We start from the raw sequence: 14,021 nt of genomic DNA, 5'->3' as shown, positions 1-14,021 counted from the left end.
CTATGCCGCGCGGTGTCGGGCCGACCAGAAAGTTCAGCTCGGCGGATGGTCCAGCTCGACCAGCTTGAGGGCGATCTGCTCCACGCGGGCGTTGGTGTCCTGCGAAAGCTTCACCAACAGCTCGAAGGCGGCACCGGCGTCGACGTCGAATCGCTCCATCAGCATGCCCTTGGCCTGGCCGATCACGTCGCGCGTTTCGACGGCGCGCCGCAGTTGTTCGTTCTCGGCGACCAGGGCCTGCAAGCGTTCGTGGTGGCGGGCGCTTTCGGCCGTCTTGATCGCCTCGAGGGTATGGAGCACTTCGGTGGGCGTCCACGAAGCGCCTTGATCGGCTGCGCGGGTCATCTCTGCGAGCATCTGCCCGCTTTCTGAGATCTCTTCGACACAGTGCGCGACGCCCACCAACTCGCCGTGGTCGACCAGGGGAGTGTTGGTCGGGCTCCACACCTTCGGCACGAATCGGTCGGGAGCGACCGGATCGGGCACGTCATAGCGCTGTATTCGCATCTGATGGGGGCGCAGGTCGCGCATCACCGTCTCCAGGGATGCGGCGAGGTTCGCGGTGCCGTTCGCCTGCGGATCGTGGGGGTTGTCGGGAAACGCGTCGAAGAGCAACTGCCCGGGCAACTCGCCGGATTCGCGCAGGGTGACCCGCTCGTAGGCGACGCTCGCCGCACGGATCCGTAGATCGCAATCGAGGAGCAGGAGGGACCCTCCCGGCGCGCTCTGGGCCATGTCGCGGGCTATCACTTCGAACCGCCGTTGGCTGTCCATCGAGTTGCCACTACCCGTTCAGGCGGAGATGTAACCGCCTCCTCAGAGGATGTGCATTCCCTGGGCCAACTGCGTCACTCCGACCACCGTGAAGACCGTCACCAGGATCTGCCGGTGGTAAGCCCGCACCCATTCGTGCAGCTGGCGCAAGAGCGCATGGGTTCGAGCCGGCGCGGCCACATAGCCGACCAGGATCACTTCGACGACGGAATACATCAGCAGCACGAACGCGATGGAGGCGCTGACCTGCGTGGCGACCGCAGCCCTCGACGCCACGACGATCGCGAGAATGAAGAGAACCCCGTCGACCGGCACCGATGCCAGCCCGATGACCCACGCGATCCACAACGACCCCTTCTCCCACGCGCGGTGGGCCCGGTGGAGCAGGCGCCGGACTCCGGAACGGTCCTCGGGGGAAAGGTCTTGCGCGCGGCTCAGGAATCGTGGAACCACTATGGGCGCCCCCGGACCTGGCGTCGAGGTCGGGGAGCCGCCGCCGGATGCCCGCGCCTGGGCCCGCTGACGCGTCGAGAAGCGCACCGCCATCAGCGCGGCGATCGACAACCCGAGCACGCCCAGGCCGATCTGGATGTGCGGGAGCGTGGAGCTCGCGGCCCGCCCGGGCGAGCCGTGCCGGAATGTGCCGAACGCGGACGTGAAGTTCAGCAGCATCAGGGGGGCGAGCAGCTCGGGCACAGCGACGGTCAGGCCACCGACCCAGTAGGCGAGCAGGTTCGGTCCCGGCCGCGGACGGGAGATCATCAGGAGGGCGAGGCCGAGGCGCACCGGATTGAGCGCCGCCAGAATTCCCAACCCCAGCACTGACCCCCACATTGGCGCAGCTCTACCCGCGCCCGGGGGTGTCTAAACACCGCCGGCGGGCGGTTGCGCCCCCGCCGACGACCGCACGTGCTCGGTCGGCCGAGATGGCTCGGGAGTGCCGAATGTCACAGGCGCACAACATGTTCGCGAAACGCTCTTCGCGCGGCAATCAGATGAACGCCCCGCCACGCCCGCGTGAACATCCACCGGGGCAACTCTGGTGAGATCGATCACAAAGAAGGCTCGGCCGTCGGAGCGACCAACCGCAGCGACCCCGGGCGCTGACCAATGCGGACGCGGCCGTCGAGCGCGGTGCCGCCGCGACTGTCGGTCCGTCCGCAGCGAAGACGCTGTCCCGCAAGGTATCGTTCGGAGTCGTCCCAACCCTCCGGCGTAGCAAGCTCCCCCAGGAGTTTCGCCCGTCGGGGCAAGGTGGCCTTCGGGAAAGTCGACAAAACCACACACGCACGTCGCGATCAGCAATTACGATGCGCAGATGCCGGGTTTCCCTCCCGCCAAGCCGCTGCCGAACGCTTGCTGCACCGGGGTGAACCGAAGCCTGCCCGCAAAAGGCGCGCGGTCGTTCGGGCAACGACTGCGTGCCGGGGCAGCAAACCATCGCCCTCGTGTTCGGAGAGGCGCCGAAATCGCGCGGCCTCGTCCCGGTGCGGAACGGTGACGGCGGGTGGGGGACAAAGATTTGGTTTTGTGGGATGGCGAGGCACGCGTCGAACAACCCGGGGGTGCGAATCTCTTATGCAAGAAGGAAATTCACAGGTTTGACGGCGGGTACCGGCGGGTAACCGGCGAGCCGTGGAGCGCGACACCCAAAGTCGTAGTGCCAGCATGCTGATGGTCCGCTGCTGCACCAACGGAACGCCCCCGCGGAGCACCCTCCGCGATTTTCGGGTTACCGTTGATCTTGCGGGCGGTATTGCGATTCGAGCCGGGGAAGAACTGGGGCCCGAACTGCAGCCAGTCACGTCACGACGGGGATTTCCGCAATCAAGCCCACCGGCGCCGGCTTCGCGCCCGCGGGCAGATCGGCACACTGGTCGAGACTAACGGCCAATCCTGAAGCGCGGCACAGCTTTTGTGCTGCGCGCGGTTCGTCATGCAATTTTCATCGGGTCTGAGGAGGTCGTCCGTTGCAGAACAATCCCTTCGATGACGACAGTGGCAAATTTTTCGTCCTAGTCAATAACGAGGAACAGCACAGCCTTTGGCCGGTGTTCACCGATGTTCCGCCCGGCTGGCGGGTGGTGTACGGGGAGGCTGATCGGGCCGCCTGCCTCGACTACATCGAACAGAATTGGCCCGACATCCGCCCGAAAAGCCTGCGTGACAGGTTGTCCGCTCCTGGTTTGTGATGTGTAGACGGTCTAGGTATGAAGGAGTCGGGAAAGTATTCGGGGGGAATTAGTGGAACGCAGTGACCGCGCATTGCCGTTGACGCGGGCGCAGTTGGACATCTGGCTCGCGCAGCAAACGGGTCACTTCGATGTGGCGTGGCAGCTCGGGGTGCTCGTGCGGATCGAGGGCACGGTTGACCGCGTTTTGTTCGAGCGGGCGATGCGTCACGTGGTCGGCGAGGCCGAAAGCATTCGGGCGAGCTTCTTCGAGGTGGACGGCGAAGTCTTCCAGACCGCGCTCGAGGACCCCGAGATCGATCTGGGCTTCTATGACGTGAGCGGTTCGCCCGATCCCGAGCGCGCGGTCCGGGAGAGGGCGTCGGCCATCCAACGGACGCCGATGCCGCTCACCGGCCCGATGATCAACTTCCACCTGTTCCAAACGGCGCCCGACGAGTACTACTGGTTCACCTGCTGCCATCACATCGCCATCGACGGGTTGGGCATCGCCCTGCTGGGCCGCCGCATTGCGGCCGTCTATTCCGCACTTGCCTCCGGTGCGCCGATATCGCCGGCCTTCTTCGGCTCGTTGCGCGACCTCGTCGACAGCGAGGCCGAGTACGCGGCGTCCGCCGATTACGTCGCGGACCAGACCTATTGGACCGAGCACCTTCCCTCCGCAAGCGGGGCCGATTACCGGCTGACCCAAACCGCCAGCGAGCGGGACCCCTACGCACCCTCTGCGCCGGTCCAATTGGATTCCTCGGCGGTCGGCCTGATCAAACAGCTGTCCAAGGCCCTGGGCATCCGCCGATCGTCGGTACTCACCGCTGCGTGCGCGCTCTTGGTGCGCGCGTTCCGCACCGACAATTCCGACGAGGTGGTGCTCGACTTCCCGGTCAGCCGCCGCACGGATCCCGAATCGAAGACGCATCCCGGCATGCTCGCCGGGGTCGTGCCGCTCGTCTTGACCGCGGCACCGCACGGGACGGTCGCCGACTTCCTCCGGCAGGTTGACACCCGCTCACGGGAAGCGTTGCGGCATCAGCGCTTTCCGGTTCACATGCTCGGCGGTGACGGCGGGTTCCGTGGCGCCCCTCAGGCGTCCAGCCGGGTCGTCGTCAACTTCGTTCCGGCCCGACTCACCCTCAGCCTCGCCGGCGTTCCGGCGACCGCCACGTACACCACCTTCGGCCCGGTCGGTCACTTCGGGCTGTTCTTCCTCGGCTTCGGCGATCAGCAGTTCCTGAGCACCGTCGGTGTCGGGCAACCGTTCTCGAACTTCGACGTCTCGGACTTGGCCGGGCGGTTGCAGCGGGTGCTGGTGGCGATGGCGGGTGATCCGTCGCGGGTGTTGTCGTCGGTGGATGTGCTTGGCGATGACGAGTGTGCCCGGTTGGAAGTGTTTGGTAATCGGGCGGTTTTGACTGGTTCGGGGCCGGTGCCGGTGTCGGTGCCTTCGTTGTTTGCCGGGCAGGTGGCGCGGGCGCCGGGGGCGGTGGCGTTGGTGTGTGGGGGCCGGTCGGTGTCGTATCGCGAGTTGGATGCGGCGTCGAATCGGTTGGCGCATCGTTTGGTGGCGCAGGGTGCGGGTCCGGGACAGACTGTGGCGCTGCTGTTTTCGCGGTCGGCCGAGGCGGTTGCGGCGATGTTGGCGGTGCTCAAGACCGGGGCGGCCTATCTTCCGATCGATCCGGTGTCTCCGGATTCGCGGATCGGGTTCCTGCTCGCTGACGCCGCGCCGGTGGCGGTAGTTACCACCGCGGAGCTGGCCGGGCGTCTGACCGGGCGTGGCGTGGCGGTGATTGATGTGGACGATCCGCGCCTCGACGGCGAGCCTGAGACGGCTTTGCCCGAGCCGGATGCCGAGGGTGTGGCGTATGTGATTTACACCTCGGGCACCACCGGTGTGCCCAAAGGTGTTGCGGTGACGCATCGTAACGTGACGCAGTTGATCGGGTCGCTGGATGCCGGTTTGCCGGTGCCGGGGGTGTGGTCGCATTGTCATTCGCCGGCCTTCGATGTGTCGGTGTGGGAGATCTTCGCCCCGCTGCTGCGTGGAGGGCGGGTGGTGATCGTCGATGAGGACACCGCGCGTGCGCCCGAGGAGCTGCACGCGGTGCTGGTCGCCGAAGAGGTGACGGTGTTGACCCAGACGCCCTCGGCGGTGGCGATGCTGGATCCGGCCGGCCTGGACGGTGTGGCGTTGGTGCTGGCCGGGGAGGCCTGCCCGCCTGAGGTGGTGGATCGATGGGCGCCGGGTCGGGTGCTGGTCAATGCCTATGGGCCGACCGAGACCACCATGTGTGTGGCGATCAGCGCCCCGCTGCAGGCGGGGACGGGCGTGGCGCCGATCGGGTCGCCGGTGCGGCAGGCGGGCTTGTTTGTGCTCGATGGCTGGTTGCGGCCGGTGCCGGTCGGGGTGGTCGGGGAGTTGTATGTGGCCGGCGCCGGGGTGGCCACCGGTTACGTGGGTCGGGCGGGGTTGACCGGGGCGCGGTTTGTGGCGTGTCCGTTCGGCGGGGCCGGTCAGCGGATGTATCGGACCGGGGATTTGGCCTGTTGGGGTGCTGATGGGCAGCTGCGCTATCTGGGGCGCGCCGATGAGCAGGTCAAGATCCGCGGCTACCGCATCGAGTTGGGCGAAATCCAGGCCGCGCTGGCCGGTTTGGACGGGGTTGAGCAGGCGGTGGTGATCGCCCGCGAGGACCGCCCCGGCGACAAGCGCCTGGTCGGCTATGTGACCGGCGCCGCCGATACCGCCGCGCTGCGCACCCAGCTGTCCGAGCGGTTGCCGGGGTTCATGGTGCCCGCGGCCATCGTCGGTCTGCAAACCCTGCCGTTGACCGCCAACGGCAAGCTGGACACCCGCGCGCTACCGACACCGGAATACGCCACCGGTGCCTACCGCGCCCCGCAAAGCGCAGTCGAAGAAATCCTGGCCACCATCTACGCCGAAGTCCTGGGCACCGACCGCGTCAGCACCCACGACTCCTTCTTCGAACTCGGCGGCGACAGCATCCTGGCCCTGCAGGTGGTGTCGCGGGCGCGGGCCGCCGGCCTGAGGTGCCGTCCCCGCGACGTCTTCGTCGAGCAGACCGTCGCCCGCCTGGCCCGCGTGGCGGCGGTGGCCGGCGGCGAAGCCGACGTGATCGACGAGGGTCTCGGCCCGGTACGGGCCACCCCGATCATGCGCTGGCTGCAAAGCGTGAACGGCCCGATCGACGAGTTCAACCAGACGATGTTGCTGCAGGCGCCCGCGGGCGTGGCCGAGGCCGACGTGGCGATTCTGTTGCAGGCCTTGCTGGATCGGCATGCCATGCTGCGGCTGCGCGTCGATCGCGACGGCGCCGACGGATGGTCGTTGCGGGTGCCCGACCCGGGGTCCGTGGACGCCGCCGGCTGCCTGGGGTCGGTGGAGGTGCTCTCCGGCGAGGCGCTGGCGGCGGCCCGGTCGCGACTCGACCCCGCCACCGGGACGATGCTGAGCGCGGTGTGGGTCGCCCCCACCGGTCAGCTGGCGCTGATCGTCCACCACCTGGCCGTCGACGGGGTCTCCTGGCGAATCCTGGTGGAAGACTTGAATATCGCGTGGGCGCAGCACCGCGGCGGCCAGCCGGTGGAGTTGCCGGCGGGCGGGACGTCGTTCGCCCGGTGGGCGTCGCTGCTCGACGAGCACGCGCGCCGCGCGGAGGTCATCGAGCAAATCGCGGCATGGAAGCGGACCGCGGCGACCCCACCCGCGCTGCCGGCGGTGCGCCCCGACGTCGATACCTACGCCACGGCCGGGCACCTGTCGGTGTCGCTGGACGCCGAGGTCACCCGCACGCTGATCGGCGAGGCGCCGGCGGCGTTTCACGCCGGCGTGCAAGACATCCTGTTGATCGCGTTCGGGCTGGCGTGGGCGGAATTCCTGGGCCCCGACATTGCCAGTGCCGCGCCGATAGCCATCGACGTCGAGGGCCACGGCCGCCACGAGGAGCTCGCGCCCGACGTGGACCTCTCGCGCACCGTCGGCTGGTTCACCACCAAATACCCGGTCGCTTTGACCGTCGGCCCCACGTCGTGGGCCCAGGTGCAGGCCGGGGAGCCGGCGCTGGGAACGCTGATCAAGGAAGGCAAGGAACAGCTTCGCGCCGTGCCGCACCCGCTGACCTACGGCGTGCTGCGCTACCTCAACGGTGACGCGGAGCTGGACGGCGCCGACCCGTCGATCGGCTTCAACTATCTCGGTCGCCTGGTCGCGGGAACCGAGCTGTCCGATGAGCTGTGGCGGCTGCACCCGGAGAGCCTCTCGCTGACCGGCGCCGCCGCGGCGATCCCGATGCCGTTGGCGCACACCGTCGAACTCAACGCCGGCACCGTCGACACCGACGCCGGTCCGCAACTGCACGCCAACTGGACCTGGGCGCCGTCGGCCCTCGACGAAGCGCAGATCCGCCGGCTGAGCCAATTGTGGTTCGACGCCTTGTCCGGCGTCTGCGCGCACGTGCGGGCCGGGGGCGGCGGGCTCACGCCGTCGGACATCGCGCCCGCCCGCCTGAGCCAACCGCAGATCGACGAGCTGCACCGGCGATACGACCTCGCCGACATCCTGCCGCTTACCCCGCTGCAACAGGGCCTGCTCTTCCACTCCAGCACCGCGCACGGCAGCGACGACATGTACGCGGTGCAACTGGATTTCACGCTCACCGGCCCGCTGGACCCCGACCGCCTGCACGACGCCGTACACGCGGTGATCAACCGGCATCCGCACCTGGCGGCCTGGTTCTACGAGCGGTTCGACGAGCCGGTGCAGATCATCCCCGCCAATCCCGTGGTGGAGTGGCGATGCGTCGAACTCGACACCGAGCAGCAGATCGAGGAGCTCTGCGCCGCCGAACGCGCCGCGGTCGGCGACCTGGCCGAGCGGCCGCCCTTCCGGGTGGCGGTGATCCGCACCGGAGCGGACCGGCACCGGCTGGTGCTGACCAACCACCACATCGTGCTCGACGGATGGTCGCTGCCGATTCTGCTCCGCGAAATCTTCACCAGCTACTACGGCGAACCGCTGCCCGCGGCCGCGCCCTACCGCAGCTTCGTCACCTGGCTGGCCGATCGCGACCTCGACGCCGCCCGCGCGGCCTGGGCCGACGTGCTCGCCGACTTCGAGACGCCGACGCTCGTCGGCCCGAACGACCGCCTGGGCCAAGGGCGGCGCGGAGCGGCATCGTTCCGGGTGGCCGAGAAGACCACCCGCGCCGTCACCGAATTGGCACGCTCCTGCCACACCACCGTCAGCACCGTCTTGCACGGCGCCTGGGCGCTGCTCCTGACCTCGCTGACCGGCCAGCACGATGTCGTCTTCGGCACACCGCGGTCTCGCGTGGGCCAGCTGGAAGTCGACGGCGCGGAATCGATGGTGGGGCTGCTGATCAACACAGTGCCCGTGCGGGCCAACATCGCCGCGACCACCACCACCGCGGAGCTGCTACGTCAGCTGCAGGAGACCAACAACGACACCCTCGAACATCAGCACCTGGCGCTCAACGACATCCATCGCCTCACCGGACACGAGCAGCTCTTCGACACCCTGTTCGTCTACGAGAACTACCCGATCGGCGACGGCATGCAGCTGGGCCCCGACGGGCTGGCCATCGCCGAGTTCACCAACCGCGAGTACAACCACTACCCACTGACAATGGAGGCGCTCCCGGGCCGCGAACTCGGCCTGCACGTCGAGTTCGACGCCGACGTGTTCGACGTCGAAAGTGTTGAGGCGCTTGTCGAACGCTTCCGCCGGGTGTTGGTGGCGATGACGTCTGATCCCGGACGGCGACTCTCGTCCGTGGAGCTGCTCGACCGCGACGAGCGCAACCTGGTGCTGGCGGAGCTATCCGGCGCCGGTGCGGCCGCGCCGATGGGCGTGGCGCCGGAGTTGCTGGCGGCGGCGGCCTCGGCCGACCCGGACGCCGTCGCCGCGGTCGACGGCGAGCGGCGGCTGTCGTACCGCCAGCTCGACGAATGGTCTAACCGCCTGGCCCGCAGGCTGATCGACGCCGGCGTGGGTCCCGAGCGCGCTGTGGGCGTGGCGATGGATCGCTGCCTCGAATTGGTGGTCGCGTGGTGGGCGGTGGTCAAGGCCGGCGGCGTCCACGCACCGGTCGATCTGGACCACCCCGTCGAGCGGATCACCGCAGTGCTGGAATCCGCGGGAGCGGTCTGCGTATTGACTTGTGGCGCAGACGAAGTAGCCGGGGCAGGCGCGCGGCCGGTGCTGCGTATCGACGGGCTGGATCTGTCCGGGCACAGCGCAGAGCCGATCACCGGCGCCGATCGGTTGGCGCCACTGACGGCGCATGATGCGGCCTATGTGATCTTCACGTCGGGGTCGACCGGCACCCCCAAGGGTGTAGTGGTGGGGCATGCGGGTCTGCTGGGATGGGCTGCCGCGCAACGCGAGTCCTGTGGGTTGGACGCGGATGCCCGGGTGCTGATGGTGGCCTCGCCGACCTTCGACGCGTCGGTCGGTGAGATGCTGTTGGCGGCGGTGTCGGGGGCGGCGCTGGTGGTGGCCCCCGCCGGGGTGTACGCGGGCGAGCCGCTGACCGCGCTGCTGCAGAGCCAACGCGTCAACGCGGCCTTCCTGACCCCGACGGTGCTGTCGTCGTTGGATCGTTCCCGGTTGCCCGAGTTCGACAGATTGATGGTCGGCGGCGAGGCGTGCCCGGCGGAGTTGGTGGCGGCCTGGGCGCCGGGCCGGCGCATGTTCAACGTCTACGGTCCGACCGAAACCACCATCTGGGTCACCATGAGCGCGCCCCTGTCGGCCGAGGGGCCGGTGCGGATCGGCACCCCGATCCCGGGCGTGTGTGCCATGGTGCTCGACGCCTGGCTGAACCCGGCGCCGGTCGGGGTGGTGGGCGAGCTGTATGTGAGCGGGCCCGCGCTGGCGCACGGCTACATGGGGCGCGTGGACCTGACGGCGGAACGGTTCGTAGCCAACCCGTTTGGCGGCGCCGGTTCGCGCATGTACCGGACCGGCGATCTGGTGCGCTGGACCCGCGACGGCACCCTGGATTTCGTCGGCCGCGCCGACAAGCAGATCAAATTGCGCGGCCAGCGCATCGAATTGGGTGAGATCGAAAACACGCTGCTGGCCTGCTCGCACGTCACCCAGGCCGCCGTGACCGTGCGCGACGGCGCCGCGGGATCTCATCTGGTCGCCTACGTCACCCTCGACCACACCACCAACGCCGACCACGACGTGGAAGACGTCGAAGAGTGGCAGCACCTCTACGACGACCTGTACGGCGCCGACCTCGGATCCCGTTTCGGCATGGATTTCCGCGGCTGGAACAGCAGTTACACCGGCGAGCCGATCCCGCTCGAGGAGATGATCGAATGGCGTGCCGCCACGGTCGATCGGATCATGGCCCTGCGGCCGCGGCGCGTCCTCGAGATCGGCGCGGGCTCGGGATTGCTGCTGTCGCAGATCGCGCCGGAGTGCGAGCAGTACGTCGCCACCGACTTCTCGCCCGTGGCAATCGAAAACCTAGCCCGCTCGCTGGAGGAGTCGCAGTTCGCCTGGCGGGACCGGGTCGAGTTGTTCACCCAGCCCGCCCACGTCACGGACCGGTTGCCGCAAGGCCATTTCGACACCGTCATCGTCAACTCCGTCGTCCAGTACTTCCCCAACGCGGGATATCTGGCCGAGGTCATCGACCACGCGATGGAGCTCCTGGCCCCGGGCGGGGCGCTGTTCATCGGCGACGTCCGCAACCACGCGCTGCAGGGCGCGTTCCAGACCGGGATCGCCCTATCGCGTAGCGCCGACACCGCCGATGCTGACGAGATACGCAAGCGGGTCAGCCACGCCATGCTCGGTGAGACCGAATTGCTCTTGGCTCCTGATTTTTTCACCACCTGGGCCGTCAGCCGGCCGTCGGTGGGCGGACTGGACATCCAGGTCAAACGTGGCGTGTCCGACAACGAGCTGAACCGGTACCGCTACGACATCGTCATCCACAAGGCGCCTGCAGCCGTGCGGTCGGTGGCGACCGCACCCACCTGGTCGTGGACCGAGCGCGCGGGCCTGGATGGACTGCGCGACGACTTGATGTCGCTGCGTCCTGCCGTGGTCCGCGTCACCGACATCCCGCAGGCCGGAGTGATCGCCGACGTCCGCATCCAGGGTGCGCTCGCTGCGGGCCTGTCCGTCAAGGACGCGCTCGCCCAAGCCAGCCCCGACGCGCCGGTCACCGTCGCCGAAGAACTGCATCGCATCGGCGACTCCGCGGGCTATCGTGTGGCCGTTACCTGGGGTACCCAAACCGGCACCCTCAGTGCGGTTTTCGTCGATGCCGACGACCAGCCTGCCGCAGCCTTGACCGATCTGTACCTGCCTCCGGCGGGAATGCGCCAGCGCACCAGCCATGCCAATGACCCTCGCACCAACACCAAGATCGGTGAGGTGCGCGAGCAACTGAACGCATGGTTGCCCGAATACATGGTGCCGACACACATCGTGGCGCTCGAGGAATTCCCGATGACCTCCTCGGGCAAGCTCGATCGCAGGGCCCTGCCCGAACCGGAGTACCAGGACGTGGATCGTTACCGCGCCCCGTCCACTCCCGCCGAAGAGATCCTCGTCGGCATCTACGGACAGGTGCTCGGGCTGGAGCGGGTCGGCGTCGAGGACTCGTTCTTCGACCTGGGCGGGGACTCACTGTCGGCGATGCGCCTGATTGCCGCGGTCAACGCCAGCATGAACGCGAACCTCGGGGTGCGGGCCGTCTTCGAGGCGCCCACCGTCGCCGAGTTGGTGCGTCTCGTCGGCGACGAAGCCAACCGGCCGGAGCCCCTGGTCGCGCGGGACCGCCCCGCGGTGATTCCGCTGTCGTTCGCCCAGACCCGGCTGTGGTTCATCGACCAGTTCCAAGGCCCCTCACCGATTTACAACGTCACCGTGGCGTTGCGGCTGCGCGGGTATCTGAACGCCGACGCGCTTGGTGCGGCGCTGGCCGACGTCGTGGCCCGGCACGAAAGCCTGCGCACGGTGTTCGCGGCTGCCGACGGGGTCCCGCAGCAGGTGGTGATTCCCGCCGAGCGGATCGGCTTTGCCTGCGAGGTCATCGACGCCCGCGGGTGGCCGGAAGACCGGCTGCGTGAGCGCATGGCCGCGGCGGCCCGCTACACCTTCGATCTTGCCAGCGAAAGCCCCTTGCACACTGAGCTTTTCACCCTCGGCGACGACGCGCACATCCTGGTCGTCGCGGTGCATCACATCGCCGCCGACGGCTGGTCGATCACTCCCTTCGCGCGGGACCTCGGGGTGGCATATGCCAGCCGGTGCGCGGGCCATGCCCCCGCCTGGGCGCCGTTGGCGGTGCAGTACGTCGACTACACCCTTTGGCAGCGCGCGCATCTCGGCGACGTCGACGATGCCGACAGCCGCATCGCGGCCCAGCTGGACTTCTGGGCCGACGCCCTGGCCGGGCTGCCCGAACGTCTGCAGCTGCCCACCGATCGGCCCTACCCGCAGGTCGCCGACCACCGCGGTGCCCGGCTGGCGGTGGACTGGCCGGCGGAGCTACAGCAGCAGATTCGCCGCGTGGCGCGCGAGCACAACGCGACCAGCTTCATGGTGATCCAGGCCGCGTTCGCCGCGCTGCTGTCCCGGATCGCCGCCGCGGACGACGTGGCGGTGGGTTTCCCGATCGCCGGGCGATCCGAGCCGGCGCTCGACGAACTGATCGGCTTCTTCGTCAACACCCTGGTGCTGCGGGTCGACCTGAAAGAGCTGGGCGGGGATCCCACGTTCGCCGACCTGCTGGCGCAGGTACGCCGGCGCAGCCTGGCCGCCTTCGAACACCAGGACGTGCCCTTCGAACTGTTGGTGGAACGGCTGAACCCCGCTCGGAGTCTGGCCCACCATCCGCTGATCCAGGTCTTGTTGGGCTGGGAAAATTTCCCCGGGGAGGTCACTGCTCCGGCGGGTGGACTTGCCCTGGGTGATCTACAGGTCACGCCGATGCCGGTGCACACCGACACCGCCCGGATGGATTTGACGTTCTCCCTGGCCGAGCGCTTTACCGACTCCGGCGCGCGCGCCGGCATCGTCGTGACGGCCGAATACCGCACCGACGTATTCGACGCAAACACGGTCGAGCGAATGATCGAGCGGTTGCAGCGGCTGCTGACGGTGGTCGCCGCCGAACCGGACCGACGGCTGTCGTCGGTGGACCTGCTCGATGCCGGTGAGCACGCCCGCCTGGAGAGGTGGGGCAACAGGGGAGTGCTGACCCGGCCGGCGACGCCGAAGTCGGTCCCCGCGTTGTTCGCCGCGCAGGCGGCCCGCACCCCCGACGCGGTGGCGCTGGTCTGCGACGGCAAGTCGATGACGTACCGGGAGCTGGACGAGGCCGCCAACCGGCTGGCGCACCTGCTGATCCACCACGGCGCACGTCCGGGCGAGCGGGTGGCGCTGCTGTTCTCGCGCTCGGCCGAGGCGATCGTGGCGATCCTGGCCGCGCTCAAATCCGGGGCCGCCTACCTGCCGATCGACCCGGCACTGCCGGCGGCCCGGATGGAGTTCATGCTCACCGACGCCGCGCCCATCGCCGCCGTCACCACGGCCGCCCTGGCCGGCCGGCTGGACGGCTTCGGCCTGGCGGTCGTCGACGTGGACGACCCCGCCGTGGGCGACCAACCCGCCACGGCGCCGCCGCCGCCCGCACCCGACGACCTGGCCCACATCATCTACACGTCCGGCACCACCGGTGTGCCCAAAGGCGTTGCGGTAACCCAGCACAACGTCGCTCAACTCTTCGACGACCTGCGCCTGGGCATCGAACTCTCGGCGGAACAGGTGTGGACCCAGTTCCACTCCTATGCCTTCGACTTCTCGGTGTGGGAGATCTGGGGCGCACTGCTGCACGGCGGGCGCCTGGTGGTCGTGCCCGAGGCGGTTTCCCGTTCGCCGGAAGAATTCCACGCCCTGCTGGTCGGCGAGGGAGTCACGGTGCTCACCCAAACCCCGTCCGCCGTCGGGATGCTGCCGACCGACGGACTGGACGGGACCGCGCTGGTGAT

General features: G+C 68.6%; 4 protein-coding genes (1 of these 4 cut by a window edge). 2 read left to right on the top strand and 2 right to left on the bottom strand.

Annotated features, from left to right (window positions below; genetic code table 11):
• Nucleotides 1–33: 33 nt before the first annotated feature.
• Together U8D42_RS10195 and U8D42_RS10190 are read right to left on the bottom strand one after the other, a co-directional pair.
• The gene (locus U8D42_RS10195; protein WP_322860240.1) at nt 34–774 is read right to left on the bottom strand and encodes an ANTAR domain-containing protein; all 741 of its coding nucleotides are present in this window, start codon (nt 772–774) and stop codon (nt 34–36) included.
• 42 nt (nt 775–816) lie between these two features.
• Nucleotides 817–1,608, bottom strand: coding sequence for a GAP family protein (locus tag U8D42_RS10190; RefSeq protein ID WP_322860241.1), 792 nt, complete (start codon nt 1,606–1,608; stop codon nt 817–819).
• Between the two features lie 1,136 nt (nt 1,609–2,744).
• Here U8D42_RS10190 and U8D42_RS10185 point away from each other — a divergent pair.
• Both U8D42_RS10185 and U8D42_RS10180 read left to right on the top strand, forming a co-directional pair.
• Nucleotides 2,745–2,966: an MbtH family protein gene (locus U8D42_RS10185; protein WP_068059651.1), complete on the top strand. Its 222-nt coding sequence runs from the start codon at nt 2,745–2,747 to the stop codon at nt 2,964–2,966.
• A gap of 52 nt (nt 2,967–3,018) precedes the next feature.
• Nucleotides 3,019–14,021, top strand: the start of a protein-coding gene (locus U8D42_RS10180; RefSeq protein ID WP_322860242.1) for a non-ribosomal peptide synthase/polyketide synthase. Its footprint extends 20,146 nt past the window's final position; the window shows 11,003 of its 31,149 coding nt (coding positions 1–11,003); it begins with the start codon at nt 3,019–3,021; the stop codon falls past the right edge of the window.

Source organism: Mycobacterium europaeum (assembly GCF_034555895.2).
GTDB lineage: Bacteria > Actinomycetota > Actinomycetes > Mycobacteriales > Mycobacteriaceae > Mycobacterium > Mycobacterium europaeum.
Note: the sequence above shows the minus strand (reverse complement) of the source record. Positions and strands in the feature narration are given on the sequence as shown.

Excerpts from the sequence above, each read along its gene's own strand:
- U8D42_RS10195 (WP_322860240.1), bottom strand. The coding sequence starts at position 774 with ATGGACAGCCAACGGCGGTTCGAAGTGATAGCCCGCGACATGGCCCAG.
- U8D42_RS10190 (WP_322860241.1), bottom strand. The coding sequence starts at position 1,608 with ATGTGGGGGTCAGTGCTGGGGTTGGGAATTCTGGCGGCGCTCAATCCG.